This window comes from Streptomyces indicus, from assembly GCF_900100315.1.
Lineage (GTDB): Bacteria > Actinomycetota > Actinomycetes > Streptomycetales > Streptomycetaceae > Streptomyces > Streptomyces indicus.
Genome location: NZ_FNFF01000004.1, coordinates 26,473 through 53,331 on the forward strand (window position 1 = coordinate 26,473; position 26,859 = coordinate 53,331).

22 protein-coding genes and 1 riboswitch are annotated in these 26,859 nt (G+C 73.2%); of the genes, 9 read left to right on the plus strand and 13 right to left on the minus strand.

The window, feature by feature from the left end; translation table 11 throughout:
- Positions 1 to 17 precede the first annotated feature (17 nt).
- Entirely contained in the window at positions 18 to 425 is a 408-nt protein-coding gene (locus BLT97_RS12195; protein ID WP_093609135.1) for a DnaJ family domain-containing protein, read from the minus strand.
- Between the two features lie 138 nt (positions 426 to 563).
- Between BLT97_RS12195 and BLT97_RS12200 the strand changes: the two genes are divergently transcribed.
- Positions 564 to 956: a hypothetical protein gene (locus BLT97_RS12200; RefSeq protein ID WP_093609137.1), complete on the plus strand. Its 393-nt coding sequence runs from the start codon at positions 564 to 566 to the stop codon at positions 954 to 956.
- A 41-nt stretch (positions 957 to 997) separates the two neighbouring features.
- On the opposite strand, the gene BLT97_RS12205 is transcribed toward BLT97_RS12200, so the two are convergent.
- The 4 genes from BLT97_RS12205 to BLT97_RS12220 form a co-directional block, all read right to left on the minus strand.
- Complete coding sequence (locus BLT97_RS12205; protein ID WP_093609139.1) at positions 998 to 1,546, minus strand: MOSC domain-containing protein; 549 nt, start codon at positions 1,544 to 1,546, stop codon at positions 998 to 1,000.
- Positions 1,547 to 1,589: 43 nt separating this feature from the next.
- On the minus strand, positions 1,590 to 2,693 hold the full coding sequence (locus tag BLT97_RS12210; RefSeq protein WP_245769286.1) for a DUF2330 domain-containing protein: 1,104 nt from the start codon (positions 2,691 to 2,693) through the stop codon (positions 1,590 to 1,592).
- A 135-nt stretch (positions 2,694 to 2,828) separates the two neighbouring features.
- The gene (locus BLT97_RS12215; protein WP_093609143.1) at positions 2,829 to 4,292 is read right to left on the minus strand and encodes an MFS transporter; all 1,464 of its coding nucleotides are present in this window, start codon (positions 4,290 to 4,292) and stop codon (positions 2,829 to 2,831) included.
- A gap of 174 nt (positions 4,293 to 4,466) precedes the next feature.
- On the minus strand, positions 4,467 to 6,119 hold the full coding sequence (locus BLT97_RS12220; RefSeq protein WP_245769287.1) for a glycosyltransferase family 87 protein: 1,653 nt from the start codon (positions 6,117 to 6,119) through the stop codon (positions 4,467 to 4,469).
- Between the two features lie 398 nt (positions 6,120 to 6,517).
- Between BLT97_RS12220 and BLT97_RS12225 the strand changes: the two genes are divergently transcribed.
- Together BLT97_RS12225 and BLT97_RS12230 are read left to right on the plus strand one after the other, a co-directional pair.
- Entirely contained in the window at positions 6,518 to 7,687 is a 1,170-nt protein-coding gene (locus tag BLT97_RS12225) for a steroid 3-ketoacyl-CoA thiolase (RefSeq protein ID WP_093609145.1), read from the plus strand.
- Positions 7,688 to 7,829: 142 nt separating this feature from the next.
- Positions 7,830 to 9,101 (plus strand): alpha/beta fold hydrolase, encoded by a 1,272-nt coding sequence (locus tag BLT97_RS12230; protein WP_093609147.1) that lies wholly within the window; start codon positions 7,830 to 7,832, stop codon positions 9,099 to 9,101.
- Positions 9,102 to 9,212: 111 nt separating this feature from the next.
- Here BLT97_RS12230 and BLT97_RS12235 read toward each other — a convergent pair whose 3' ends face one another.
- The 7 genes from BLT97_RS12235 to BLT97_RS12265 all read right to left on the minus strand — a co-directional run bounded on the left by BLT97_RS12235 (position 9,213) and on the right by BLT97_RS12265 (position 17,515).
- Positions 9,213 to 9,653, minus strand: a complete 441-nt coding sequence (locus BLT97_RS12235; protein ID WP_093609149.1) for an aggregation-promoting factor C-terminal-like domain-containing protein — start codon at positions 9,651 to 9,653, stop codon at positions 9,213 to 9,215.
- A gap of 348 nt (positions 9,654 to 10,001) precedes the next feature.
- Positions 10,002 to 10,946: an ECF transporter S component gene (locus BLT97_RS12240; protein WP_093609151.1), complete on the minus strand. Its 945-nt coding sequence runs from the start codon at positions 10,944 to 10,946 to the stop codon at positions 10,002 to 10,004.
- Positions 10,943 to 12,907, minus strand: coding sequence for an ABC transporter ATP-binding protein (locus BLT97_RS12245; RefSeq protein ID WP_107407013.1), 1,965 nt, complete (start codon positions 12,905 to 12,907; stop codon positions 10,943 to 10,945). The genes BLT97_RS12240 and BLT97_RS12245 overlap by 4 nt, the downstream gene beginning before the upstream one ends.
- On the minus strand, positions 12,904 to 14,172 hold the full coding sequence (locus BLT97_RS12250; protein ID WP_093609153.1) for an energy-coupling factor transporter transmembrane component T: 1,269 nt from the start codon (positions 14,170 to 14,172) through the stop codon (positions 12,904 to 12,906). The genes BLT97_RS12245 and BLT97_RS12250 overlap by 4 nt, the downstream gene beginning before the upstream one ends.
- A 3-nt stretch (positions 14,173 to 14,175) precedes the next feature.
- Complete coding sequence (locus BLT97_RS12255; protein WP_093609155.1) at positions 14,176 to 14,874, minus strand: SCO2322 family protein; 699 nt, start codon at positions 14,872 to 14,874, stop codon at positions 14,176 to 14,178.
- A complete protein-coding gene (locus BLT97_RS12260; RefSeq protein ID WP_093609157.1) occupies positions 14,871 to 16,091 on the minus strand; it encodes an SCO2321 family membrane protein in 1,221 nt (406 codons plus the stop codon). The genes BLT97_RS12255 and BLT97_RS12260 overlap by 4 nt, the downstream gene beginning before the upstream one ends.
- A gap of 130 nt (positions 16,092 to 16,221) precedes the next feature.
- A riboswitch (cobalamin riboswitch) is annotated at positions 16,222 to 16,290 on the minus strand.
- Between the two features lie 184 nt (positions 16,291 to 16,474).
- Complete coding sequence (locus BLT97_RS12265; protein ID WP_093609159.1) at positions 16,475 to 17,515, minus strand: Strvi_7410 family MBL fold metallo-hydrolase; 1,041 nt, start codon at positions 17,513 to 17,515, stop codon at positions 16,475 to 16,477.
- Between the two features lie 198 nt (positions 17,516 to 17,713).
- On the opposite strand from BLT97_RS12265, the gene BLT97_RS12270 reads away from it, so the two are divergent.
- From BLT97_RS12270 to BLT97_RS12295, 6 genes are all read left to right on the plus strand, one after another.
- Positions 17,714 to 19,171, plus strand: coding sequence for an aldehyde dehydrogenase (locus BLT97_RS12270; protein WP_093609161.1), 1,458 nt, complete (start codon positions 17,714 to 17,716; stop codon positions 19,169 to 19,171).
- 6 nt (positions 19,172 to 19,177) lie between these two features.
- Positions 19,178 to 19,411: a ferredoxin gene (locus BLT97_RS12275; protein WP_093609163.1), complete on the plus strand. Its 234-nt coding sequence runs from the start codon at positions 19,178 to 19,180 to the stop codon at positions 19,409 to 19,411.
- A gap of 201 nt (positions 19,412 to 19,612) precedes the next feature.
- Positions 19,613 to 22,267: a class III lanthionine synthetase LanKC gene (gene lanKC / locus BLT97_RS12280; RefSeq protein WP_093609165.1), complete on the plus strand. Its 2,655-nt coding sequence runs from the start codon at positions 19,613 to 19,615 to the stop codon at positions 22,265 to 22,267.
- A gap of 81 nt (positions 22,268 to 22,348) precedes the next feature.
- A complete protein-coding gene (locus BLT97_RS12285) occupies positions 22,349 to 22,483 on the plus strand; it encodes a SapB/AmfS family lanthipeptide (RefSeq protein WP_093609167.1) in 135 nt (44 codons plus the stop codon).
- A 130-nt stretch (positions 22,484 to 22,613) separates the two neighbouring features.
- The gene (locus BLT97_RS12290; protein WP_093609169.1) at positions 22,614 to 24,371 is read left to right on the plus strand and encodes an ABC transporter transmembrane domain-containing protein; all 1,758 of its coding nucleotides are present in this window, start codon (positions 22,614 to 22,616) and stop codon (positions 24,369 to 24,371) included.
- On the plus strand, positions 24,361 to 26,151 hold the full coding sequence (locus tag BLT97_RS12295; protein ID WP_093609171.1) for an ATP-binding cassette domain-containing protein: 1,791 nt from the start codon (positions 24,361 to 24,363) through the stop codon (positions 26,149 to 26,151). Before BLT97_RS12290 ends, BLT97_RS12295 begins: the two co-directional genes overlap by 11 nt.
- Here the strand turns inward: BLT97_RS12295 and BLT97_RS12300 are convergent.
- Positions 26,128 to 26,745, minus strand: coding sequence for a response regulator transcription factor (locus tag BLT97_RS12300; protein ID WP_093609173.1), 618 nt, complete (start codon positions 26,743 to 26,745; stop codon positions 26,128 to 26,130). The genes BLT97_RS12295 and BLT97_RS12300 overlap by 24 nt on opposite strands.
- Positions 26,746 to 26,859: the final 114 nt, after the last annotated feature.

Sequence of the window (26,859 nt, forward strand, 5' to 3'; positions counted from 1 at the left end):
CCCCGGCGCCCGCGCCCTCAGCCCTCCTGCCGCGCCCGGCGCCACTCCCGTACGACCTCGTCGATGTCCACCGGGCCGCGGCCCAGGTGGGGACCGGCGGGCGGGCGGCGCAGGAACTCGGCGATCTTCTCGTTGAGCGGTTCGAGCAGCGCGCGGACGGCCCGCTCCGAGGGCGCCTCGGGGGCGGCGGCCAGGGCGTCCTCCACCTCCTTGCGCAGCGCGAGCGCCGGCGGCAGGGCGCCGGGCAGCTGCTCCTGGTGCATCTTCTTGCGGATCCACCACAGCTCGTCGTACGGCTTGTCGAGGCCGTCGAGGGGCTTGCCCGCGCCGGGAAGGCGGGCGAAGTCGCCGCGGGCCTCCGCCTCACGGATCTGTTTGTCGACAAAGGACTCGAAGCTGACACCAGGGGGCTTACGCTCGGTCATGGCACCAGTTTCGCAAACGGGTGCGCGGACCGCCCGGGCGGGGATGTGGCATGGGTCACGCGGCGGGAGCGGCCGGGCGCTCTAAGATGCGGCGGCGCGCCAACAGCGCCGCGGATGTTGCGACTTGAAGGAGCGCAGGTGCTCGAGCTCACCATGGCAGCGGTCTCGCAGGCGGACGCGGGCGCCACCGCCGGCATGTCGATGGCCGACGCGGACAGCACGCCCGGCGAGGTGCTGCGGGTCGGCCGCGACCGTACGGTGTGCCGCCTCTCGCCCCCCGACGACTGGCTGTTCGTCTCGCGGACGCATCTGGAGTTCCTCTGCGGACCCGACGGGGCCTGGCGCGTCACCTGGCTCCTGGGCTCGCACCCGGACCCGGCCTCCGAGGTGCGCGTGCGGGTCGGCGAGCACCATCACCAACTCGCCTACGGAGGCACGATGTTGCTGCCCGTGGGCGGTTCCGGAGAGGTGATCATCCAGGACCGCACCGGGCCGCGCTCGGTCAACGTGGGCTTCTACCACGAGACATGAGCAGCGCCGGGACCTGAGGCGCCATGGTGCCGGGGGAGGTCTCAGACCCGTTCGAGCGGGCGGTGCGGACCCGCCGGCACCTCGGCCTTGATCACATCGCCGGGCCGGACCGTGCCGCCCTCGCGGACGACCGTCATGATGCCCGCCCTGCGCACGAGCCGGCCGTCCGCGTCGCGGTACACCATCTGCTTGAGCAGCCCGTCCTGGTAACCGTCGATCTGCACGCAGGGGTTGCGCAGCCCGGTGACCTCGAGGACGGCCTCGTCGCCGATGCGCAGCAGTGTGCCGGTGGACAGGCCGAGCAGGTCGATGCCGCGCGTCGTGATGTTCTCGCCGAGCGCGCCGGGCGTCACGGTGAACCCTTCCCCGGCGACCTCGGCGAACAGCTCCTCGTGGATGAGGTGGACCTGCCGGAGGTTGGGCTGCGTCGGGTCCTGCGCCACCCGTGAGCGGTGCTTGACGGTGACGCCCGCGTGCACGTCGCCCTCGACGCCGAGGCCGGCGAGCAGCGTGATGCTCTCGCGGTTCGGCTTGGTGAACGCGTACACCTCGTTGCTGCTGACCGCGGTGACGGTCCCTTCGTGTGCCATGCCCTGGTCCCCCTCGTGCCCGCCGTCCGTATCCGCTGCGACCCTAGTTCAGCGGCGGCGGGGTCCATACGGGGGGTGGCGGCGTGACCGGCCGCCGCGCCCGGACGACCCTGCGCCACACGAACAGCGCGAGCAGCGGCAGAAGAACCGCACCGCCCACCGTCACCATCCACGCGGGGACCCCCGCCCACAGCAGCAACTCGTCGTGGTACACGACGTGTTGGTAGGGGGCGTCGGAGGCGGCCCGGCGCAGTTCGTGGTCTCCGGAGATCTCCGCGGGGTGCGGGAACTGCTGCTCGATCGCCGTGAGATACGTGGCCTCGGCGCCGGCGAAGGACCGTACCGCCGGAGCCGCCGTGCCCTTCAGACGGTTCGCGTACGTCACGTCCGGCAGATAGCCGCCGATCGCCGAGCGCGGCTCCATCCGGTGCGCGGCCAGCACGTACAGGTCCAGCTTCTGCGGCTGCGCGGCGAGGCGGGACAGCCGCATCGGGTACACGAGCCGGTCGCTCGCGAAGGAGATCCGCAGCGGTTCGAGCAGGCCGCCCAGGGTGGCGTCGCCGTCCCCGTCGGGTGCGAGGCGGACCGCCACGTACTGCCAGCCCTGGTCGACGTACGGGCGCAGCTCCCGCGAGAGCCGGTCGGGCAGCCGGAAGCCCTCCTTCCGGAGCCAGTCGGCGAGCGCGTCCGGGTCGGCGGCGGTCAGCCGGGCCACGTCGAACGGCCCGAGCCGGTCGCGTCCGGTCACGCCGACCGGCGGCGTCCGCTCGGGCGCGCCCGCACCGCCGCCGTCGGACTCCTCCGCGGAGAACGGGAAGTCGCCCTCGCGCGGCCAGAAGTAGAACCGCTTCTTGTGGATGGGCGCGGTGAGTTCGGCGAGCTCGTCGAAGAGCGCGCGGTCGCCCAGCCGCACATCGGCCCGCGAGGGCACCGGCATGATCCAGGCGGCCTCGCGCGCGTCGCCCCGTACGGACAGGCTCATCGCGATCTCCTGCCGCCGCCCGTCCCAGCGCACCGCCGACAGCTCGCGGTCCACGGAGATCGAGGAGCCCTCGCCGGGCACCATCGCCCCGCATCCGCAGGCGTACGCGGGCCGGATCAGCGAGCCGAGCAGCAGCACGAGCAGCGCGAGCAGCACCGCGGACACCCGCCGCGCCCGGACGCTCTGCCGTGGAAGAGGGACGGCCGGCCCGCGGTCCGCCAGGACCGGAGCCGGCCGTCCACCGAACCCGAAGCGCATGTGCCCATCCCCCCGTGACGACTCACGGGCACAGACGGACGCCTAGCGCGCCCCGGTTCCCACCAGGACCTTTCCTCCTGCTGCGGCCTGCGCCGGGATCGCGCGGGCCCGCAGCCGCCGCGCCTCCGCCTCGGTCTCCACGGACGGAGCCGAACCCGGCAGCGGCCGGCCGGCCGACTCGGGCATCAGCCAGGCCGCCGCACCGCCGACCACGGCGGCGCCCATCAGGTAGTACGCGGGGATCATCAGGTTCCCCGTGCCGGTGACCAGGGCCTGCGTGACCAGCGGGGTCGTACCGCCGAACAGCGAGACCGACAGGTTGAAGCCCACGGACAGCGAGCCGTAGCGGACCTTCGTCGGGAACAGCGCGGGCAGCGCCGAGGGCATCGAGGAGGTGAAGCCCACGAGGAGCAGGCCGAGGGCCGCGAGGCCGAGCGCGATCGCCCAGGTCGAGCCCGCGCGGATCAGGAGCACGGCCGGCACGGAGAACAGTACGAAGCCGGCGCAGGCGGTGCCGATGACCACGCGGTGGCCGACCCGGTCGTTGAGCCGCCCCATCGGGATCTGCACGCACATCATCAGGACCATGACGCCGATCAGGATCAGGGTGCCGTGGGTGGCGTCGTAGCCGAGCTCCTCGCCGAGGAAGGTCGGCATGTAGGAGAGCAGCATGTAGTCGGTGACGTTGAAGACCAGGACCAGGCCGACGCACAGGGCCATCGCGCGGCCGTTGCCCACGAACATGTCGCGGAACTTCGGCTTGGGCAGCGCCTTCTGCTTGGCCTCGGCCTCGTCGGCGAGCGCCTGGAAGGCCGGGGTCTCCTCCAGCTTCATCCGCACGTACAGACCGATCAGGCCGATCGGGCCTGCGACCAGGAACGGGATGCGCCAGCCCCAGCTGTAGAGGTCGGGCTCGGCCATGAAGGTGGTCAGGGCGGTGGCGAGCGCGGCACCGGCGACGTAGCCGACGAGCGTGCCGAACTCCAGGAAGGAGCCGAAGAAGCCGCGCTTCTTGTCGGGCGCGTACTCGGCGATGAAGGTGCAGGCGCCGCCGTACTCGCCGCCGGTCGAGAAGCCCTGCACCATGCGGGCCACGATCAGCAGCACCGGGGCCCACACGCCGATGGTGTCGTACGAGGGGATCAGACCGATCGCGAAGGTGCCCGCGGCCATCATGATCATGGTGAGGGCGAGCACCTTCTGGCGGCCGATGCGGTCGCCGAGCGGCCCGAAGAAGGCGCCGCCGATGGGGCGGACCAGGAAGGCCGCGGCGAAGGTGCCGAGCGCCGAGAGCACCTGCGCGGTGCTGGAGGCGTCGGGGAAGAACACATGGCCGATGGTCACGGCGAGATAGCCGTAGACGCCGAAGTCGAACCACTCCATGGCGTTGCCGAGTGCCGCCGCCTTCACCGCCCGCTTCACGAGCGAGGGGTCGGTGACGGTGACGTCGCCGACGGGCGGCTGCGGTGATTCGGACGGTTCGCGTTCCAGAGCGGTGGTGGACATGGGAGTCGACCATAGGACCCGGTTGCCCGGTTACGTGCTGTGTGCGGTCCTTTGCGTACTGCGCGGAAACCGGCTCCTGCCTGGTGCGACGCGTCCAAGATCAACGCCGGGTGAGCGGACGCTTTGTGATCCTTGTCGCCCGGAAGGCATGCAACCGCGGCCGGATGCGGCGGCTCAGCACCGCTTCGGCGGCCGCCACCCGTACGCCGAGCCGATCGTGTATTCGCCGGGCCCGTCCACGTCGAGCCGGACGAACTCGCCGTCCTTGGCGAGGCAGCCGCCGGACGTGGTCAGCCACGGCGAGTACGCGACCTTGACCCGCACCGAGCCCTTCGCCGACGCCCGCACGACCACCGAAGCCTCGTCGGAGCGCACCACCTCGGCAGGGCCCGACACCAGCGGCTCGGCGTCCCGCACGCGGTACACCGTCCAGTGCTCGTCCTGCCAGGCCTTCTCCAGGAACTCCGGCTCGCTCCGCACCAGCGCCGCCTCGCGCTCGGCCGGCCCGTCGGGGCGCCCGTCGTGCAGTACGACCAGGCCGACGGCCCACCGGTCGAGCCACTCCTTGTACGCGGACGCGCTGAAGGAGCCGTCCGGCACGCCCGCGCCCGGATACCCGTCGTAGAAGAGCGGACCGCGCTGCACGTCCGCCTGCCGGTTCCAGCCCTTGGCCAGGTTCACATGCGGGGCGAGCAGCACCGCCTCGCGGTGGTCGCGCGCGGGCACCACCTCGACCCGGGTGCGGTCCGCGCCCAGCCGGTCCAGCGCGTCCACCAGGCCGTCGGTGTGCTGCGCCCAGGCCGGCACCTTCGTGTAGACGACGATGTCGTCCACCGCCTTCTGCGTCACCCAGTACACGGAGAAGACCAGGGTCAGGATGTACGCGACGCGCTTGATCCGGTCCGCGCGCGGCTGCGGTCCGGCGGGTTTCGCCGGCAGGCACGCGAGCAGGACGGCGGGGGCGATGAGCTGGGCGAAACGTTCCACGTTCGTGCCGATCGGCGAGGCGATCAGCCAGGTGAGCACGGTGCCGAGCGCGTAGACCGCCGCGCCCGCCTTCAGCGTCCGCCACTTCGCGGGAGCCATGAACAGCACGGCCGCGCAGAACAGCACGGGCGCGAGCACCCGCCCCCACCCCATGGGCTGCACGCCTTCGAAGGGGAAGAGCAGCGTGGTCGCCCCGACCACCACGAACGGCGGCAGCAGCAGCGAGAGCGCCCGCCCCCAGTCCCGTACGAGTAGGAAGGCCGCACCCACCACGACCAGGTACAGGCCCGCGACCGGCGACCCCATGGTCGCGAGCGCCGCGCACAGCCCCGCCCACCAGATCCGCCGCGCCCCGATCAGGAGCACACAGGCGCCGAGCGCGAAGGCGATGCCGAGCGCGAAGGTGCTGCGGCCCGAGATCACGTTGCAGCACAGGGCGTACGAGGTGAGCAGGGCCGGGCCCAGCGGGCGGGCGACGCCGGTGCGCACCCACAGCATCCCGCCCAGCCAGCCCGAGGCGAGCCCGGAGAGCAGCGTCACCGTCTTCACGCCGAGCGCGGCCATCAGATACGGGGAGATCAGGCTGTAGTTGGCGGTGTGCACCCCGCCGTACCAGGAGAGGTTGTACGGGGTGCCGGGGTGTTCGGCGACGAAGTCCGCCCAGGCCTGCTGGGCCGCGAGGTCCCCGGCGCCCTTGGCGAAGAACACCCACCACACCGCGTACAGCGGGAGCAGTGCGAGCGTCGAGAGCAGCGGCACCCGGTGGCGGACATGCCAGGTGGCACGGTCCGTGGCCGCGCGGGACGACCGGGAGCGCGACGGCGGTGCGTCCTGGGCCATGGGTGAGGGCTTTCGGTTCGGGGCTCGGCGCGAGCGGGCGGGGCGGCGGCGTGCTGCAACCTCGTAGACGCTAGCCAGCCGCGATCCGTTCAGGTGTGCAGACCCCCGGTTCCGGGCGATTTGTGCAGGCAGGCACCGAAAGCACCCTGCCGATCCGGCCGGTGCGCGCAGTAACGGGTTCTAGATCCGACAAGGGCGGGGACGAGATCTTTTGCGGGCGAGTGGCGTGCAGGAATGGTGGCTGTGCGTGCAAGACCCTTGCGGTGGACGGGTCCCAGTCGTGAGACTGTCCCCGTAACTAGAACGCGTACTAGTTCTTGAGTCAGGTCGAAGACTCGGCCCACGGGGGTGCCGGGACGCCCCCCACGGACCGCAACCACCACTTGAGAAGAGGGCTCATGGCCGCGGAACCCGTCATCGTCGAAGCAGTGCGCACCCCCATAGGCAAGCGTGGCGGCTCGCTCGCCAATCTCCACCCCGCGTACCTGCTCGGGGAGACGTACCGCGAAGTCCTCGCGCGCACCGGCATCCAGCCCGACTGCGTGGAGCAGATCGTCGGCGGCACCGTCACGCACGCGGGCGAGCAGACGATGAACCCGGCGCGCACGGCGTGGCTCACCATGGGCCTGCCGTACGAGACGGCCGCGACCACCGTGGACTGCCAGTGCGGATCCTCGCAGCAGGCCTCGCACATGACGGCCAACATGATCGCGGCCGGCGTCATCGACATCGGCATCTCCTGCGGGGTCGAGGCCATGTCCCGTGTGCCGCTGGGCTCCGCCTCCAAGCACGGCCCGGGCAAGCCCTTCCCCGACGAGTGGAACGTGGACCTGCCCAACCAGTTCGAGGCCGCCGAGCGCATCGCCCGCAGGCGCGGCCTGACCCGCGAGAACGTGGACTCGCTCGGCCTGATCTCACAGGAGCGGGCCGCCATCGCCTGGGCCGAGGAGCGGTTCAAGCGCGAGACCTTCGCCGTGCAGGTGCCCACCACCGAGGAGGAGCAGCGGGCCGGACAGGGCATGTGGCGCCTGGTCGACCGCGACGAGGGGCTGCGCGACACCTCCATGGAGAAGCTCGCGGGCCTCAAGCCCGTGATGCCCACCGCGATCCACACCGCGGGCAACTCCTCGCAGATCTCCGACGGCGCGGCCGCGATCATGTGGGCCTCCAAGCGGATGGCCCGCGCCCTCAAGCTCAAGCCGCGCGCGCGGATCGTGGCGCAGGCCCTGGTCGGCGCCGACCCGCACTACCACCTGGACGGTCCGATCGACGCCACGCGCGCCGTGCTCGGCAAGGCCGGGATGTCCCTCAAGGACATCGACATCGTGGAGATCAACGAGGCCTTCGCCTCCGTCGTCCTCAGCTGGGCGCAGGTCTTCGAGCAGGACCTCGAGAAGGTCAACGTCAACGGCGGCGCCATCGCCCTCGGCCACCCCGTCGGCTCGACGGGAGCCCGCCTCATCACCACGGCCCTGCACGAACTGGAGCGCCGCGACAAGGAGTTCGCCCTCATCACGATGTGCGCGGGCGGGGCGCTGGCGACGGGCACGATCATTCAGAGGCTCTGAGGGCCCGGGGGCTGGGGCCCGGAAGTCCGGGAGTCCGGGCCGGGCAGGTGAAATCCCCCGTGCCGGGGTGTCGTTGGGTACACCCCGGTATACGGGGGTCCGTCGGATGGGGCCCGAGGCGTCCGCGTACGAAGCTCTCCCCATGACCCAGCAGACGCAGCAGAACACCAACTCCCGCCGTACGCACCGCACTTCACGCGGCATCAGGGCCGCCGTTGCCGCCTGCGCGGCGGTCGCCCTGGCCGCGACGCTCACCGCGCCCGCGTTCGCCGGGGCACGCCCCGAGGCCGCCGCGCCCCTGCACCAGGGACGCGGAGACCTCCTGTCCGTGGAGCCGGTCGCCGCGCTCGACCGGGCGGAGGTCGCCGCCTTCCTCGCGCAGGCCGAGATCGGTGACGCCACGGTGCGCCACGGCGTGCGCGCGTACCGCCTGACCTACCGCACCGTCGACACCGCAGGCCGCCCCACCACCGCCACGGGCCTGTTCACCCTGCCCACCGGCGGTGCGCGGCGGCTCGGCCTCGTGGCCGACACCCACGGCACCATGGTCCACCGCGACAACGCGCCCTCGGTCGCCACCGACTTCGCCCGGCTCGCCTCGTATCTGCACGCCTCCGCGGGCCGGGCCGTCGCCGCGCCCGACTACCTCGGCCTCGGCAAGGGCCCCGGCCCGCACCCGTACATGGACACGCGTTCGGCCGTCACCGCCTCGCTGGACATGCTCCGCGCCGCGCGCACCGCGGCCCAGCGGCTCGGCCGGCCGCTGACCGGTGATGTGTACGGCACCGGGTTCTCGCAGGGCGGTCAGGTGGCCATGGCCCTCGGCCGCGAGCTGGGCGAGAGGCGGTCCCACGGCTTCCGGCTGCGCGCCCTCGCGCCGGTCGCGGGCCCGTACGACCTGACCGGGCAGGAGGTGCCGGCGCTGTTCGACGGCCGGGTCAACGACATCAGCGGGTTGTTCTACGTCTCCTACTTCCTGGTGGCCCAGAACCGCCTGCACCCGATCTACCGCGACCCCTCCGAGGCGTTCCGTGCTCCGTACGACCGGCGCATCGAGGCGCTGTTCGACGGGGAGCACCGCGAGGAGGAGATCGTCGCCGCGCTGCCGAAGAACGTGCAGGAGCTGCTGACGCCCGCCTTCCTGGAGCGGATGCGGAACCCGGACGGAGCGCTCCTGACCGCGCTCAGGAGCCAGGACGACACCTGCGACTGGAAGCCGAAGGCGCCGGTGCGGCTGTACGCCTCGGCCGGCGACACCGACGTTCCGATCGGGAACGCGACGAGTTGCGCGGCCGACCTCGCACGGCACGGCGTACGCGCGCCGGTGCTCGACCAGGGGGACGTGGACCACGTGGGGTCGTTCATGAAGGCGGCGCCGCAGACGGTGCGCTGGTTCGACCGCCTCGCCCGCTGAACGTGCCCGCGCATGCGGAAGCGGCCGCCCCCTCGTGGGAGGGGACGGCCGCTTTTCCGCCGGGGGTGTGGGGGCGTGTCAGCCCCCGCACCACGTTCCGCTGCGAAACGATCAGTACCAGTGGTGCTGCTGCCAGAAGTTCCACGCGCCGACGGGCGAGCCGTAGCGGGAGTTCATGTAGTCCAGGCCCCACTTGATCTGCGTGGCCGGGTTGGTCTTCCAGTCGGCGCCCGCGGAGGCCATCTTCGAGCCCGGAAGCGCCTGCACCAGGCCGTACGCGCCGGAGGAGGAGTTGGTGGCGGTGTGGTTCCAGCCGCTCTCACGCGAGACGATCGCGCTGAACGCCGCGTACTGCGCCTGGTCCGGGATCATCTGCCGGGCGATCGCCTGCGCCGAGCCCGCAGCGTACGGGGCTGCGGCCGGGGCGGCCTGCACCGTGGCGGCCTGGGCGGGGGCCGCGGCGAAGACCACACCGGCGGCCGACGCGGCCACGAGAGCGGTGGTGAGGGCCTTCTTCGGGGAGGCGATGCGGCGAATGCGGGAGACGGACACGCTGGACCTTCCGGTCGGGAACAGGACAGTCGCAGGCAAGCCGGTACCGCGGGGACGGTGCGTGGGGTTTGCCGGGGCGGGGCCCGTGGGGGCCGCCGTGCCCTGCGACTCCTCCAGAGAAGCAGGGCTGTTACGTCGCCGCAATGACCCCTCTTACTAGTGGGCCTCGCATCAGGGGTGCTGCGTCCACACTTGGTCCCACCCCCTCGAACCCGCAGGTCAGAGCAGGTTTCAGACCCCTACGGGAACGGGCCTGGAGGGCTACTATTCCGGCTCGTAAGTGACCTTGGTCCTGTGGGCGGGGTCACCGGCTCGGGACCCCGCTTTATACGGAGAGCTATGGGCCCCTTACGGGTTCCTGGGTGTTTCCGTTACGTTTTCGACTGGTGTGCCCCCGTCTTCGACGGAGGTGCCCTCGTCGTCGGAGCGGCCGAATGTGACCGGCGCCTCGAACGCCGCCTTCCGCGTGGCCCGCCGCAGCGCCTTGAGCACGGTCGGGCCGACCGTGAGGGTGAGGACCACGGTGATGACCGCCCGCCCGAGGTCCCAGCCCATCGAGGTGGCCAGGCAGTAGGCGAGGTAGCGGGCCAGGTTCTCGTGGAGGGGGTCGCCGGGCACGAAGGAGATGCCCGAGCTGAGGCCGCCGAGCAGCGGCCAGCCGTACAGATTCATGACGAGTCCGTACGCGAACGCCGCGACCGCCCCGTACAGCGCGAGCATCGCCATCTCGCCCCGCCCGCGCAGCCGGTCCGCGCCCGGCAGCAGGCCCGCGCCCATCGCCACCCAGCCCATGGTCAGCATCTGGAACGGCATCCACGGCCCGACCCCGCCGGTGAGCAGCGCTGACGCGAACAGCGTCACCGAGCCGAGCACATAGCCGAACCCCGGCCCGAGCACCCGCCCGGCCACGATCATCAGGAAGAAGGTGGGCTCGAGGCCGGCCGTCCCCGCGCCCAGCGGCCGCAGCGCCGCGCCGACCGCGGCGAGCACCCCGATCATCGCGACGGCCTTCGCCCCGATCCTGCTCTCCGACACGGTCGCGAGCACCACGCCCAGAAGAAGGGGGAGCAGCGCGGCGAACAGCCACGGCGCGTCCTTCGCATGGGCCGTGACGCCCGCCTGCGCGTCCGCGAGCAGCGGCCACCCGAAGGCGAGGATCCCCACCAGGCTCACCAGGACCAGCGCCGCGACCGACTTCGGACCGAGCCGGACGGCGCGCACCTGGGCGGTGTGCACGGGTGCGGTGCGGGCCTGCGCGGTGTGCGCGGGCGTGAGGCGGGCCTTCGCCGTCATGCGCCCGCCTCCAGCGCGGTGCGCACCTGCCCCACCGTGAGCCACGGCAGCGGCGCAAGGACCTTGCCGATCTGCGGGGCGAAGGAGGGCGAGGACACCACGACCTCCTCGGTCGGCCCGTCCGCGACCACCTCGCCCTCGGCGAGGATCACCACCCGGTGCGCGAGCTCGGCGGCGAGCTCCACGTCGTGGGTGGCCAGGACGATCGCGTGCCCGTCGGCCGCGAGGCCCCGCAGCACGGAGACGAGGCGGGCCTTGGCGGCGTAGTCCAAGCCGCGCGTCGGCTCGTCGAGCAGCAGCAGCGGCGGCCGCGCGGTGAGCACGACGGCCAGGGCGAGCGCGAGCCGCTGCCCCTCCGACAGATCGCGCGGGTGCGTCGCGTCGGCGATACCCGGCAGGAGCTCCTCGACCAGCGCGCGGCAGGTCCCCGGCGCCGCGCCCGCGTCCGTGTCGGCGGCCGCGCACTCGCCGGTCACGGTGTCGGCGTACAGCAGATCCCGCGGCTCCTGCGGTACGAGGCCCACGCGCCGGATCAGCTCGCGCGGCGCGGTCCGGTGCGGCACGGCGCCGGAGACCCGCACGCTGCCCGAGGAGGGCTGCACGAGACCGACGAAGGCGGACAGGAGGGTGGACTTGCCGGCTCCGTTGCGCCCCATCAGCGCGATGGTCTCGCCGGCCGAAACGGTCAGGTCCACCTGCCGCAGCGCCTCGATCCGCCCGCGGTGGACACCGAGGGAGGCTGCGGTGGCGACGGGGGTGACGGGGGTGACGGTGTTCCGGGTGCCTGTGCTGCTGCCGGTGTGGTCGTGCGGGCCGCTGCCGGTGTGGTCGTGCGGGCCGGTGACGGGTGCGTCCGCAGCGGTGGCGGGAGGGGTGGGCCGGGGCTTGAGGCGGCGGAGGGAGAAGCGGCGGCGGGGGGTGTGCTCGGTGACGGGTCCGGACAGACCCCTCCCTCCCGGGGGCCGCACCGGCCCGTCCAGGCTATCGGCGCCCACTGACAACGCGCTCTGACCAGCAGCAACGCCCTCGCCGGGGGAAGCGGCACCCTCCGTACGGTCGGCGGTGCCAACCCCACGCGAAGTGGCCCCCTCCGCACGCGAAGCAGCCCTCCCCACCGCAGCCCCCTCCACCGCAGGCACCGCCACCCCCGCCAGCCGTTCCCGCAGCCCCGCCGCACGGCGCCGGGCGTCGCGCACCGTGAGCGGCAGCGGCGACCAGCCCGCGAGCCGGCCGAGGCCGACCACCGGCGGGAAGACGGGCGAGACCGCCATGATCTCGGCGGGCGAGCCGAGCACCGGTGCCTGGCCCGGACCGGGCAGCAGCACCACCTGGTCCGCGTACTGCACCACCCGCTCCAGGCGGTGCTCGGCCATCAGGACCGTCGTGCCGAGGTCGTGCACCAGGCGCTGGAGCACCGCGAGCACCTCTTCCGCGGCCGCCGGGTCGAGCGCCGAGGTCGGCTCGTCGAGGACCAGGACCCGGGGGTGCGGGGTGAGCACGGAACCGATCGCGACGCGCTGCTGCTGCCCGCCGGAGAGCGTGGCGATCGGCCGGTCGCGCAGGTCCGCGAGGCCGAGCAGGTCGAGGGTCTCCTCGACGCGGCGGCGCATCACGTCGGGGGCGAGGCCCAGGGACTCCATGCCGTAGGCGAGTTCGTCCTCGACGGTGTCGGTGACGAAGTGCGAGAGCGGGTCCTGGCCCACGGTGCCGACCACGTCGGCGAGTTCGCGCGGTTTGTGTGTACGGGTGTCACGCCCCGCGACCGTGACCCGGCCGCGCAGGGTGCCGCCCGTGAAGTGCGGGACGAGGCCGCTGACCGTGCCGAGCAGGGTCGACTTGCCGACCCCGGAGGGCCCGACGAGCAGCACCAACTCGCCCTCGGGGACGGCCAGTTCCACCCCGCTGACCGTGGGCGCGTCGGCTCCGTCGTAGGTCACGGAGACATCCTCGAAGCGGATCATGTGGCTTCCTTCCGAGGCGTGGTTCGTGTGTCGATGGCCGGGGAGCCCGAAGAGGCACTGGTCTCCTGGTCGGCAGCCGCTGCCTTCCTGGCGCCGGCCGCCTTCCCCGCGCCTGCCACCTTCGACGCGCCCCGCACCTTCGTCCCCCCACCCGAAGCAGGCGCGGGAGCGACAAACGCAGGCAGCAGCCCGATCAGCACGGACGCCGCCGGCCACAGCGGCAGTTCGGGAGCTGTCGGGGGGACGACTCCGGGGTTGAGTGCGGCCGGGTCGGCGGAGGCCGCGCCGATCATCAGGGCGGCGACCGCCACCCCGGAGCCCGACACCAGCCAGGCCCGCAGGTCCCACCGGTCCGGCCGGTAGCGCGTGCGCAGCGACCGCTTCCCGCCGAGCCACAGTCCGACGAGCGCGAGGGCGAGCCCGCCGAGCAGCACGGGCAGCCCGAAGCCCGCACCTTGCGCGGCGAGCAGCCCGTACGTACCGGCGCACACCCCGAGCAGCCCGCCGAGCGTGCACACCGCCGTCAGTCGCCGCACGGCGACGGGCACGTCGGCGGTGCGCCCGTATCCGCGTGCGTCCATTGCGGCCGCGAGCGCAACTGACCGCTCCAACGCCCCTTCCAGGACCGGAAGTCCGACCTGCGCGAGCCCGCGGACGCCCTTGTCGGGCCGCCCGCGCAGCCGCCGCGCCCGCCGCAGCCGCGCCAGGTCGGACAGGAACTGCGGGGCGAACGTCATCGCCACGACCACCGCGACTCCCGCCTCGTACAAGGCACCCGGCAGCGACTTGAGCAGCCGGGCCGGGTTGGCCAGCGCGTTCGCCGCGCCGATGCAGATGAGCAGCGTGGCCAGCTTGAGTCCGTCGTACAGCGCGAACAGCAGCCCCTCGGCGGTCACCTTGCCGCCGAGCCGCACGCCCTGCGCCCAGTCCGGCAGCGGCACCTCGGGCAGTCGGAACAGGACCTGCGAACCGGGGATCGGCGACCCGAGCACCACGGCGAACACCAGCCGGATGGCCAGGACCAGCAGCCCCAGCTTCACGAAGGCCCCGTACGAACGTGCCCACGGCGCATCGCTGCGCCGCGCCGCCACCACATAGCCCGCGACGCCGACCAGGAGGCCGAGCAGCAGCGGGTTCGTCGTGCGCGAGGCGGCCGTGCCGAGCCCGAGCGCCCAGATCCACCAGGCGCCCGGGTGCAGGGCGTTGGCGCGGGTGGCGACCGGGGCCGCCGTCCGCCGGCGTACCGCCGCGGGGTGCGCGCTCACGGCTCAGCCCCTGCGCCGGCGGGCCTGCCAGATCGCTGCCACGCCGAGCAGAAGCACCGCGGCCACCCCGGCGAGCAGCCCGACGGACGGACCGCCGTCACCGCCGTTGCCGGAGGCCGCCGGCGCCTTCGTCGAGTCGCTGGAGCCGGAGTCGGATCCGGAGTCGGAACCGGTGGAGGAGCCCGAGTCCGAGCCCGACACCTGGTCGCCGCACCCGCTCTTCGGGTAGCCGGAGATGGCGCACAGCAGGGCGTTGCTGTCATAGCGCAGCGGCTTGGCGACCGCGGCGAGCGCGTCCGCCGAGGTGCCGTCCGCGGCGATCTGCGCACAGGCCGTACGGGGCTCGGGCGGTGTCTCGCCGGAGGGCGCGTCCTTCGCCGTGCCGAAGTCGATGACGAGGGCGACGCGCTTGTGCCCGTCCTTCGGCTCCGTGTCCGCGCAGATGGCCGCGAAGTCCGCGTCCTCGCGCGGCTTGGCCGCGTCGGCCGAGTCCTCGCTCACGGCGAAGCGGAAGCCCTCCACATCGCCGTCCGAGGGCTTGGCGGTCGCGGGGCCCTGGGTGGCGTACGCCCAGGCGCCCTTGTCGTCCTTGAACCAGAAGGACCAGTAGCGGTACGCGTCCGCCTGGGCCGGAGCCGCCAGGAGCACGGCGAGCACCGCCCCCACGAGGAGGGCGGTGGCAGCGCGCAGACGCGTCCTCACAGCTGGTTCTTCTTGCGGCCGCTGAACAGGAAGCCGACACCGACGCTGGCGATGAAGAACACGCCGATGATCCACCAGACGTTCATGGACGAGCTGTCGTCCTTCTTCTCCTCGTCCGCGTCCTTCGTGGCGTCGGCGGAGTCCGCCTTCTGCGGGGCCGGGCCCATCGCGTTGAGGGCGCTCACGAGGTCCGTGCCGCCGAAGTCCTTCGGGTCGGCACCGGCCGCGTGCGCGGCGAAGATCAGCTGGGAGTACGCGGCGGGGGACCCGGAGGTCTTGGCCCAGGCGGCGCCGTTCTTCTCCAGCTCGGCCAGCGGCTTCTTCGCCTGCTCGGTCAGACCGGCAGCGGACAGTGCCACGACGGAGTCGGCGGTGTTGCCGTAGTCGGGCTGGTCCTCGGCGCCGGGCATCGAGGACTTCAGGAAGCCGTCCTTGGCCAGGGTGTCGGCGAGGTAGGCGGCACCGTTGGCGGCGGCCTGCTTCGCGTCGCCGGCCTCGGCGCACTGCGCCGGCTCGCTCTTGTCGGCGGCCTTCACGACGAGGCCCTGCTCCAGGCCGCCGAGCACACCGGCGGCGGTGGCGTCGGCGTTGGGCGCGAGCTTGCCGGTCTTCATGTCCGCGAGACCGAACGCGCCCTTGCCCTTGTCGTCGCACGGCATCGACAGCGCGACCAGCGCGTCGGCGGGCGCCTTGCCCTTCTGGGACTTGACCTCGGCCGGGTTCTCACCGGCCGCCTTCAGGGCGCCGATGACCAGGGAGGTGGAGTTGGCGTCCGAGTCCAGGCCCGGGTTGTAGCCCCAGCCGCCGTCCTCGTTCTGCACGGTGCGCAGCCAGTCCACGGACTTCTTCACGTCCGCGTCGTGCCCGCCGAGCGCGGCCAGCGCCTGGATCGCGGAGGCGGTGGAGTTGGAGTCGACGACCGTCTTGGCGTCGCACTTCTGCGAGGGGTCCTCGCGGAACGCGGCGTACGAGCCGTTGTCGCAGGCCTGCCCGGTCAGCCAGTCCACGGCCTTGGCGGCGGGCTTCACCCCGGCGGTGTGCTGGGCGAGCAGCGCGTACGACTGGCGGAAGACGCCGTCGTACTTCGGGTCCGTCTTGCCGTAGAGGCCCGAGGGCAGGTTGGCGGGAGCCGGGGTGTCGGCGGTCGCTGCGGGGGCGGCGGCCATGCAGAGCACGGCGGTGGCGGCCAGCGCTGCGGCGCTTCGGCGGGCGTTCATGGTCGGCGGTGCCTCTCCTGCTGAGGGCCGGGCACGGGCCCGCGAAGGCACCGGGCTCCGGATCCGTATACCTCGACGGTCCCGGCCGCCGGTGGTTCCGGCGACTGGAGCCACGCACGCCGCTCACGGAGCATTCCGGCTCGCCGGCCCTCGGGACGGCATACGGCTGCGGGTCAGCGCCGGATTCGCACCGGCTTCCCTCCGTACAGGCGTGGTGATTGCCCGCCTACTGTACCGGCCGGTCAGGTGAGGCTTACTGCGCGCCCGATCACAGGGCGGCGGTCCGCACCGCCGCCCTCACCACACGCGACGGCTCACCCCGCCGCTGCCCTCACCCCACGCGACGCCTCACCCCACCGGCGCCCTCACCACCGCGCCACGCCTCACCCCACCGCCGCGTACCGCACCGGATCCGTGCCCTCCACCGCCTCCACATGGCCCAGCTTCACCAGGCGGCGCAGATGTGCCTCGGCCTCGGAGACGGCGATGTTCTGTGAGCCGTACGGGATCTGGTCCCAGGGCCGGTTCCACTCCATCCGGGTCGCGAGCTGCCAGGGCGTGAGCGGCTCGGCCAGCAGCCGGCGCAGTCCCGCGAGGCGCTCCTCGTGGTGCTCCAGGAGTTCCCGTACGCGCGCGGCCGCGTCGGTGAACGCGTACTGGTGCGCGGGCAGCACCTCCGCGACCCCGAGCCGGCCGATCCGCTCCAGGGAGTCGAGGTAGTCCCCGAGCGGGTCGGTCACCAGGGCTTCCTCGGGGTCCTCGTACAGACCGATGTGCGGGGAGATCTCCGGCAGCAGGTGGTCCCCGGAGAACAGCCGCCCGTGGCCCGGCAGGTTCGCCGGGTGCTGCTCCTCCAGATGCAGGCATACGTGGCCGGGGGTGTGCCCCGGGGTCCAGATCGCGCGCAGCCTGCGGCCGGGCAGTTCGAGCAGCTCGCCCGGGGTGATGTCCCGGTCGGGGAGCGCGGAGTCGAGGCCCGGCACGGTGCGCATCCGGCCGGCCTCGCGGGCCGCGCGGATCGGGGCGAGGTGCTCCTCGGGGGCGCCGGCCTTGGTGAGCTTCACGGTGATGTAGTCGAGCCACTGGCCGGGGACCTGCTCGCGGGTGCGCCGCACGACCTGGGTGTCGGCGGGGTGCATCGCGATCCAGGCGCCCGAGGCCTCCCGCACCTGCCCGGAGAGGCCGTGGTGGTCCGGGTGGTGGTGGGTGATCACCACGCCGTGGATGTCCTTGATGTCGGTGCCGAGCGTCGCGAGCCCCTCGACCAGGGTGTCCCAGGACTCCGGGTCGTCCCAGCCCGTGTCGATGAGGACCGGGCCGCGGTCGGTGTCGAGGAGGTGGACGAGGGTGTGGCCGAGCGGGTTGTCCGGGATCGGCACCTTGAGCGACCAGACGCCGCCGCCGTGCTCGGTCACCTGCGTCATGAAGCGCCTGCCTCTCGTCCGGCCGGACTGCGGCCACTGATCGACCACTATAACTAGAACTAGTTCCAGTAGTAGCCCAAGTCATCCATTCGAAGCCCTGGTTGGAGCTCTCGACTCCTCCAACTAGAACTGGTATCAGTTTCCGGAAGCGCACGTCTGAAACGGTGTCAGGAACCGCCCCGCAGGAGGCAGTCGGCCATGACAGAGCTCGTGGAACACGGAAAGCTGTTCATCGGCGGGGAGTTGGTTGACCCCGTCGGCAAGGACGTCATCGAGGTGGTCTCCCCGCACACCGAGGAGGTCATCGGCCGGGTGCCGCACGCCGCGCAGGGGGATGTCGACCGCGCCGTCGCCGCCGCGCGCAGGGCCTTCGACGAGGGGCCATGGCCCCGGATGAGCCTCGAGGAGCGCATCGAGGTCGTCACGAAGATCAAGGACGCCTTCCTCGTACGGCACGAGGAGATAGCCCGCGTCATCTCCTCGCAGAACGGCACCCCGTACACCTCCAGCGTCATGGTGCAGGCCCTGGCCACGATGATGGTCTACGACGCGGCGCTCACCACCGCGCGGAACTTCACGTACGAGGAGCGCCGCCAGGGAGCGCTCGGCAAGATCCTCGTGCGTCGTGAGCCGGTCGGCGTCGTCGCCGCGGTCGTGCCGTGGAACGTCCCGCAGTTCACCGCCGCCGCCAAGCTGGCGCCCGCGCTGCTCGCCGGCTGCTCGGTGGTCCTGAAGGTCTCGCCCGAAACCCCCCTCGACGGCTACCTGTTGGCGGAGATCGCCGCCGAGGCCGGCCTGCCCGAAGGGGTGCTCTCGGTCATCCCGGCCGACCGCGAGGTCAGCGAGTACCTGGTCGGGCACCAGGGCGTGGACAAGGTCTCCTTCACCGGGTCCGTCGGCGCGGGCAAGCGCGTCATGGAGGTCTGCGCGCGCAACCTCACCCGCGTGACCCTGGAGCTGGGCGGCAAGTCGGCCGCCGTCATCCTGCCGGACGCCGACGTCGAGACGGCCGTCAAGGGCATCGGCCCCTTCGCCTGGATGATCAACGGCCAGGCCTGTGTGGCCCAGACCCGCATCCTCGTCCCGCAGTCCCGCTACGACGAGTTCGCCGACGCCTTCGCCGCGTACGCCGGCGCCCTCAAGGTCGGCGACCCGCTGGACCCCGCCACCGAGCTCGGCCCGCTGGTCGCCAAGCGCCAGCAGCAGCGCTCCCTCGACTACATCCGCATCGGCCAGGAGGAAGGCGCCAAGATCCTCACCGGCGGCGGACGTCCGGCCGGGCAGGACAAGGGCTGGTACGTCGAGCCCACCCTCTTCGGCGGCGTGGACAACTCCATGCGGATCGCCCAGGAGGAGATCTTCGGCCCGGTCATCTGCCTGCTCCCGTACGGGGACGAGGCCGAGGCCGTGAAGATCGCCAACGACTCGGACTACGGGCTCTCCGGCAGCGTCTGGACCGCGGACACCGAGCGCGGCATCGACATCGCGCGCCAGGTCCGCACGGGCACGTACAGCGTGAACACCTTCAGCCTCGACATGCTCGGCCCCTTCGGCGGCTACAAGAACTCCGGCCTGGGGCGCGAGTTCGGGCCCGAGGGGTACGGCGAGTACTTCGAGCACAAGATGATCCACCTCCCCAACGACTACGAGGGGTGAGGCCTGATGGGAGACCGCTGGCACGTCGAGGTCGACCGGGGTGTCTGCATCGGGTCGGGGATGTGCGTCACCAGTGCGCCCGAGGGGTTCCGGCTCGACTCGGCGCGCCAGTCGCATCCGCAGGAGTCCGAGGTCGACGCGAGCGAGGACATGCTCGCGGCGGCCGAGGGCTGCCCGGTGGAGGCGATCACGCTGACCCTCCTGGGCAGCGGTGAGTCGGTGTATCCCCCCGAGGACTGAGCTGCGTTCGCGCGCTCTGCCGCTGTGAAGGGGCCCCTCCTGCGAGGGGCCCCTTTTCGTATGGCGAGCGCCGCTTGTCCGTGTGCCGAGTGCCGTCTGGTTACTCGTGCGTTTGTCACGGTTCCGTCGTGACAAAGGTGACTTACCTCCGTACGGGACGGCGTGGAACTCTCGTTGCCACACCGCAGGAGGGGGCTCGGGATGGACAAGCGCTACGAGGTGTTCTGTCTCGCCGACCGGTATTTCTACGAGACAGCGGACCGGCTCACCTCCCGCGGCGGCTCCGTCCCGCTCTACGAGGCGGCGCGCCGGCCCGCGCCCGAAGGCTGGCGCCGGGCGAGCGCGGGGGACTGGCTGCACCTGGACCCCGGCACTCGCGACCGGCCGCGGCAGGGCTGGAAGGTGCATGTCTCGGCCTGCCTCGACACCGCCGAGAAGACCGCCGCAGTGGTGTGGGACTACTGCGTGCCGCGCGGCCTGCCCTTCAAGTTCGTGCCCGGCCCGCACGCGCTGCATCTGCGCAACTCCAAGTACGCGCAGCGCGGCTCCAGCGGGAAGTTCGTCACCGTCTATCCCAAGGACGAGACCGAACTCGCTGTCGTTCTACGGGACTTGGACGAGCTGCTCGGCGGGCAGCCGGGCCCGTACATCCTGACCGATCTGCGGTACGCCGACGGCCCGCTCTACGTGCGCTACGGCGCCTTCGTGCAGCGGCACTGCGTCGGTGCCGACGGCCGGCTCGTGCCCGCGATCGAGAACCCCGAGGGCGCCCTCGTGCCCGACCGCAGGGACCCGGTGTTCCGGCTGCCCGAGTGGGTGACCCTGCCGGAGTTCCTGCGCCCGCACCTTGAAGCCCGGGACGCCACGACCGTCTCGGATCTGCCGTACCGCATCGAGAAGGCGCTGCACTTCTCCAACGGCGGCGGCGTGTACGCCGGGACGGACACCCGCAGCGGGGAGCAGGTGGTCCTGAAGGAGGCGCGGCCGTACGCCGGTCTCGCCGCCGACGGGGCGGACGCCGTCGCCCGCCTGGAGCGGGAGCGGGCCGCGCTGGAGCGGCTCGGCGGGCTCGGCGTCGCGCCCGGAGTGCGCGACTGGCTCCTGGTCGACGGCCACCGCTTCCTCGTCATGGACCATCTGCCGGGCAGCACGCTCAACTCCTTCTTCGCGCGCCGCCATCCGCTGCTCGCCGTCGACCCGGACCCGGAAGCGGTCGCCCGCTACACGGACTGGGCGCTCGGCATCCTGCGCGCGGTGGAGCGGGCCCTGGACGCCGTGCACGGGCGCGGGCTCGTCTTCAACGACCTGCACATGTTCAACATCATGGTCGCGCCGGACGAACGCACCGTGAAACTTCTGGACTTCGAGGCCGCCACCCCGGTGGAGGAACACCGGGGGCAGGCCATCGCACACCCCGGTTTCATCGCCCCCGCCGACCGCACCGGCTTCGCGGTGGACCACTACGCGCTCGCCTGCCTCAAGCTGGCCCTGTTCGTGCCGATGACCACGCTGCTCGCCGTGGACCGCGGCAAGGCGGCCCACCTGGCGGAGATCGCCTGCGGTCAATTCCCGGACTTGCCAAGGGAGTTCCTCGACGAGGCGGTGCGAGTAATCGAGGGGAGTGAGGGGGTCGAGAAGGTCGTGGGGAAGAGCACGGGGGCGAGGGGCCGCCATGCCGAACCGCCACGCCGTACCCCCCGCGAGCCCGCGGCAGGCGACTGGCCGCGCAGCCGCGACGAACTGGCCGCGGCGATCCTCGCCTCCGCCACTCCCGACCGTGAGGACCGGCTCCACCCGGGCGACATCGCGCAGTTCGCCGACGGCGGCGGACTCGGGCTCGCACACGGTGCGGCCGGAGTCCTGTACGCGCTCGCCGAGACCGGCTGCGCCCCGTACGAGGAAGGCGAGCAGTGGCTGCTCCGGCGCACCGCGCCGCCACCCGAGGGCACACCCCTCGGCCTGTACGACGGCCTCGCGGGCGTCGCCTACGTCCTCGACCGCCTCGGCCACACCGAACGCGCCCTGGACCTCCTCGGCCGGGTGCGCGCCGAGAACTGGCGCCGGCTCGCCCCCGACCTGCACGGCGGTCTCGCGGGTCTCGGCCTCGTCCTCGACCACCTCGCCTCCCGCGAGCCCGCCCTGCGCGAACTCGCCCTGGAAGCAGCCGAGATCACGGCCGCGCGCCTGCCCGCGGGGCGCGCGGGACTGCTGCGCGGCTCCAGCGGCCCGGCGCTGCTCTTCCTCAGGCTGTACGAGTCCACGCGCGACCCCGCTTTCCTCGACCGGGCCGCCACCGCCCTGCGCGCGGACCTCGCCCGCTGTGTGACGGACGCGTCCGGAGCGCTCGTCGTCGACGAGGGCGTGCGCACCATGCCGTATCTCGGCGCGGGCAGCATCGGGATCGCGGCGGTGCTCGACGACTATCTGGCGCACCGCCCCGACGGGGAGTTCGCCCGGGCGCGGTCCGCCATCGCACCGGCGGCCCGGCTGCGCTACTACGCACAGCCCGGACTGTTCAACGGCCGTGCGGGCATGGTCTGGCACCTCGCCCGCACCGGTGCGCCCGCCGCGCACCTCGACGCGCAGATCGCCGGTCTCGACTGGTACGCGATGGCGTACGAAGGCCACCGGGCCTTCCCCGGCGACCAGATGCTGCGCCTGTCCATGGACCTCGCGACCGGCACCGCGGGCTGTCTTCTCGCCCTGGGCGCCGCACGCGGAGAACGGCCGGCGAGCCTGCCGTTCCTGCCCAACCGCCGTATTCCTAAGGGCGGTTCACCCGCCGTCACCCCGCTGCCGTCCGCAAGGACGGCCCCAGAGCCGGCCCCGACCGGGGCCGAACAGGCCCGTGTGTGACATCACCGCACACAGGCCGAACACCGCACCAACGTCCCCAACGGGCCCGCGATCCGCGGACCCCGACACCAAGGAGAGAACATGTCCCTTCTCGACCTGCAGAGCATGGACGTCCCCGAGCCGGAGACCACCGGCGGCGGTGGCGGCGACCTCAGCAGCGCGAGCCTGCTCCTGTGCGACAAGCACAGCTCGCACAGCACCCTGCTCTGTCTGTGACCTGCCCGTGTGACCCACTCGCGCGGACGGGTGCCGTCTGATCCACGGCACCCTCCGCGCACCGGCCCCGGGCGCCGCGCACGCCGCGCGCCCGGGGCCGTCACCGTGCCCACTCACGGAGGTCTGCCCGATGTCGCAACTGCCCGCCGGTTCCGTGCCGTTGGGGACCGACACGCGTCCGCCCGGCGGACCGTCGCGGGACAGCGGACGGCCGCGCGACGGGCTGCTGCGGGACGGGCTCCGGCACGGCGCCGGGCTCGCCGCCCTCGTCCTGCTGTGCACCCTGGCCGCCGCCGCGGCCACCCTCGCCCTGCCCGCCGCACTCGGCCGCGCCCTCGACGCCGTGCTCGCGGGCAAGCACGCCACCGGCCCTGTGGTCGAATGCGGTCTCCTGCTCGGCGCCGCGGCCCTGTTCGCCGCCCTCGACGCCCTTGCCACCGCGGCACTCGGCGCGCGCACCACCGCCCGGCTGCGCACCCGCACCCTGGCCCACGTCCTGGCCGCCGGACCACGCGCCGCCGAACGGCTCGGCCACGGCGACCTGGTGGCCCGCCTCGTCGGCAACGCCGCCCAGGCCGGATCCGCACCCGCCACCGTCGTCGCACTCGCCGCGGGAGCGCTGCTGCCCGCGGGCGCCCTCGTCGCGCTCGTCCTCACCGACGGGGCCACCGCCGTGGCCTTCGCGGTCGGCCTGCCGCTGCTCGCCCTGCTGCTCCGGCTCTTCGTGCGGGCCTCCGGCGACAGCAGCCAGCAGTACCTGGCCGCCCAAGGACGCATCGCGGGACACCTGGTGGAAGCGGTACGCGGCGCCCGTACCGTCGCCGCCGCCGGCACCCGCGACCGCGAGGCCGCACGCATCCTCGCGCCGCTGCCCGACCTGCGCCGCCACGGCCTGCGCATGTGGCGCGTGCAGGGCCGCTCCACCGCCCAGGCGGCCACGCTCCTGCCGCTCCTCCAGCTCAGCGTGCTCGCCGTGGCGGGCCTGCGGGTGGCGTCCGGCGACCTGAGCGCGGGCGGGCTGCTGGCCGCCTGGCGCTACGCGGTGCTCGCGACCGGCATCGGGGCGTTCGTCGGCCAGCTGAACGCCCTTGTCCGCGCCCGGCGGGCACAGGCCCGCCTCGCAGAGGCGCTCGCGCTGCCCGCGCCGGGCCACGGACCTTCACAACTCCCGCCCGGGACAGGCGAGTTGGAATTCAGGAATACGGTCCTGCGGCGCGAGGGCCGCACTGTCCTGAACCTTTCCCCGCTGCGTCTGCCCGGCGGCTCCGTCACCGCGGTCGTGGGCCGCTCCGGCAGCGGGAAATCCTCCCTCGCGGTCCTCGCCGGACGGCTCGAGGACCCCGACGAAGGCGTCGTCCTGCTCGACGGGGTACCACTGCCCGCACTGACCCACGACGCCCTGCGCGCCGCGGTGTCCCAGGCCTTCGCCCGCCCCGAACTGGTCGGTGCCCGCCTGCGGGACACCATCGCGCTCGGCGTGCGCCACCCCGGAGAGGCCCGGGTCGTCCAGGCCGCGCGCGAAGCCCGCGCCCACGAGTTCATCCGGCGGCTGCCCGAGGGTTACGCGACCCCGTGCCCGTCCGCCCCGCTGTCCGGCGGCGAACGCCAACGCCTGGGCCTGGCCCGCGCGTTCACCCGGCCCGGCCGCCTCCTCATCCTCGACGACGCCCTGTCCGGCCTCGACTCGGCCACGGGGGCGCGGGTCGAGGAGGTCCTGTTCCGCCCGTCCCCGGGCCGCGCCTGCCTCCTGATCGCCCACCGCGCCCGCACCGCCGCCCGGGCCGACCGGGTGGTGTGGCTGGCGGAGGGGAGGGTGCGGGCCGTGGGCACCCATGCCGAGCTGTGGCGGGATCCGGCGTACCGGGAGGTGTTCGGGGATGAGGGGTAGGGCCGTCCGCTTCCTCGCCGCCCACCCGCGCGAGGTCCTCCTGCTCGCCCTCTGGTCGCTGCTCGAAGCCGGCCAGACCTGGCTGCTCGGGTACGCGCTCGCCCGCGCGCTCGACGACGGATTCCTCGCGGGCGAGCGCGCCGTCGGTCTGGGCTGGCTGGCCGCGGCCGCGGGGGCGGTGGTCCTCGCCGCGTACGGGACGGGGCAGGTCTACCGCCAAGTCGCCGCCCTGGTCGAACCCGCCCGCGATGCCCTGGTCCGCCGGGTCGTCCACCGCGCCCTCGACGCACCCGACGACGCCGCCGTCTCCCGGCTCACCCACCAGGTGGAGATCGCACGCGACGCGCTCGCCGGACTGATCCTGGTCCTGCGCTCCTTCGTGTTCACCGCGGTCGGCGCGCTCGTCGGCCTGCTCGTGCTCGCCCCCGCGCTGCTGCTCGTCGTGGCACCTCCGCTGGCGGCCGGGCTCGCCCTGTTCGCGGCGACCCTGCGCCCGCTCGCCCGCCGCCAGGAGCGCTTCCTCGCCGCGGACGAGGCGGTCTCCGCCGAACTGGGGCGCGCCGTCGGCGCGTTGCGGGACATCCGCGCGGCCGGGGCCGAGCGCACGGTGGCCGCTGCCGCCGCCGGGACCGTGGACGCCGAGCGAGCCGCCGCCGAATCCGTGGCGCGCTGGGCCGGGGTGCGGGTGCTCGCGGTCTCCGTCGGCGGCCGGCTGCCCATCCTGCTGCTCCTGGTCACCGCACCTTGGCTGCTGCGCCAGGGAGTCAGCCCCGGCGCCCTGGCCGGCGCGCTCGTCTACCTCACCCAGTCCCTGCTGCCCGCGTTGCAGAGCCTGGTGGAGGGCCTGGGCGTCACAGGCTCGCGGCTCTTCGTGGTCCTGCGCCGGCTGCTCGCCGCGCCCGCGCTCCGGCCGCCCGCGGTGCCCGGGGCGCCCCCGGATCCGTATGCCATCAGCCTGAAACAGGTCACCTTCGCCTACGGTCCGCACGCCGAGCCCGTCCTCGACCGGCTCGACCTCGACGTCCCGGCGGGCGCGCACCTCGCCGTCACCGGGCCGAGCGGCAGCGGCAAGTCCACGCTCACCGCCCTCGTTGCCGGCCTCCTCGCGCCCGGCGCGGGGGAGGTGCGGGCGGTCGCGGACCGGGTGCTCGTCCCGCAGGAGGCCTACGTGTTCTCGGGGACCGTACGGGAGAACCTCACCTATCTGTGCCCGCGGCCGCCCGCCGACCCGGACGTGCTCGCGGCCGCCGAGCGGGTGGGCGCGGCCGAACTCGTCCGGCGCGCGGGCGGGTTGGACGCCGCGCTCGACCCCGGGGCCCTGTCGGCCGGGGAACGCCAGCTGCTCGCCCTCACCCGCGCGTATCTGGCACCCGGCCGCCTCGTCCTGCTCGACGAGGCCGCGAGCGAACTCGACCCGGCAGCGGAACTGCACGCCGAGCGCGCCTTCCGCGCCCGCCCCGCCACCACCCTCGTGGTCGTCGCCCACCGCACGGCGGCGGCCGCCCGCGCGGACCTCGTCCTGGAACTGGACGGCATGGAGTGGCAGTTGAGGGCCGGGGAGCGGCACCGGAACGGCACGGAACCGCGGCGGGCGGACGGCCAGGGGCCGGAGCACCGGAACGGAGCCGACCCGCGGCAGCCGGACGGCCAGAAGCCGGAGCACCCGGACGGCCGGGCACCGTGGCACGGGAAGGGCGCGGAGCCGCGGCAGCCGACGCGGAACCACGAGGCGCGGACCCCGCTGCCCCAGCGCCCCTCAGACCCAGCCCTCCCCTTGTGAGATCCGGATCGCGTCCACCCGGTTGCGGGCGCCCGTCTTGCGGGTGATCGCTGCCATGTAGTTGCGGACCGTGCCGCGCGACAGGTGCAGACTCCCGGCGATCTCGGCGATGGACGCACCGCGCGCCGCCAGTGCGAGCACGCTCAACTCGCGCTGCGTCAACGGCATCTCGGCCGCTCTGAGGAACCCGAAGCCCAGCGACTCGTCGACGAACCGTTTCCCCGCGACGACCTCGCGTATCGCCCGGATCAGCTGGGCCGCCGTGCTGGCCTTGTCCACGTAGCCGGCCGCCTGCGCCTCGGCCGCGCGGCGCAGCAGCCCCGGACGCTGGGTGCTGGCGAGCACCACGAGCCGGGGCGGCCGGGCGGTCCCGGCGCGTGCGGCCTGTTCGCACAGATCGGCCAGCGGGGCCATCCCGTACGAGTCCGAGCAGTCGAGATCCGCCACGCAGACGTCGGGCCGCGCGGTGCGCGCGCGGGCCGCGGCGCCGGGCCACGCCGTATGGACCACCTCCAAGTCGGGCTCACGGTCGAGGCGTTCGGCGAGCACCGACCGCATCAGACAGGTGTCATGCACCAGAAGTACCCGGATCACGTTGTCGCCCCTCCAGCTCCCCGCACACCGGTTGCTTCCTGTCCACGCGCAAACCATTCAACCGGCGCCGCCGTCGGGAAGGGGGCGGAGAACCGGCCAAGCGGAAGCACGGGG

Bases quoted from the DNA above. Each gene is read 5' to 3' on its own strand.
- BLT97_RS12195 (WP_093609135.1), bottom strand. From the start codon at position 425: ATGACCGAGCGTAAGCCCCCTGGTGTCAGCTTCGAGTCCTTTGTCGAC.
- BLT97_RS12205 (WP_093609139.1), bottom strand. From the start codon at position 1,546: ATGGCACACGAAGGGACCGTCACCGCGGTCAGCAGCAACGAGGTGTAC.
- BLT97_RS12215 (WP_093609143.1), bottom strand. From the start codon at position 4,292: ATGTCCACCACCGCTCTGGAACGCGAACCGTCCGAATCACCGCAGCCG.
- BLT97_RS12220 (WP_245769287.1), bottom strand. From the start codon at position 6,119: ATGGCCCAGGACGCACCGCCGTCGCGCTCCCGGTCGTCCCGCGCGGCC.
- BLT97_RS12225 (WP_093609145.1), top strand. From the start codon at position 6,518: ATGGCCGCGGAACCCGTCATCGTCGAAGCAGTGCGCACCCCCATAGGC.
- BLT97_RS12230 (WP_093609147.1), top strand. From the start codon at position 7,830: ATGACCCAGCAGACGCAGCAGAACACCAACTCCCGCCGTACGCACCGC.
- BLT97_RS12240 (WP_093609151.1), bottom strand. From the start codon at position 10,946: ATGACGGCGAAGGCCCGCCTCACGCCCGCGCACACCGCGCAGGCCCGC.
- BLT97_RS12245 (WP_107407013.1), bottom strand. From the start codon at position 12,907: ATGATCCGCTTCGAGGATGTCTCCGTGACCTACGACGGAGCCGACGCG.
- BLT97_RS12260 (WP_093609157.1), bottom strand. From the start codon at position 16,091: ATGAACGCCCGCCGAAGCGCCGCAGCGCTGGCCGCCACCGCCGTGCTC.
- BLT97_RS12265 (WP_093609159.1), bottom strand. From the start codon at position 17,515: ATGACGCAGGTGACCGAGCACGGCGGCGGCGTCTGGTCGCTCAAGGTG.
- BLT97_RS12270 (WP_093609161.1), top strand. From the start codon at position 17,714: ATGACAGAGCTCGTGGAACACGGAAAGCTGTTCATCGGCGGGGAGTTG.
- BLT97_RS12275 (WP_093609163.1), top strand. From the start codon at position 19,178: ATGGGAGACCGCTGGCACGTCGAGGTCGACCGGGGTGTCTGCATCGGG.
- lanKC (WP_093609165.1), top strand. From the start codon at position 19,613: ATGGACAAGCGCTACGAGGTGTTCTGTCTCGCCGACCGGTATTTCTAC.
- BLT97_RS12285 (WP_093609167.1), top strand. From the start codon at position 22,349: ATGTCCCTTCTCGACCTGCAGAGCATGGACGTCCCCGAGCCGGAGACC.
- BLT97_RS12290 (WP_093609169.1), top strand. From the start codon at position 22,614: ATGTCGCAACTGCCCGCCGGTTCCGTGCCGTTGGGGACCGACACGCGT.
- BLT97_RS12295 (WP_093609171.1), top strand. From the start codon at position 24,361: ATGAGGGGTAGGGCCGTCCGCTTCCTCGCCGCCCACCCGCGCGAGGTC.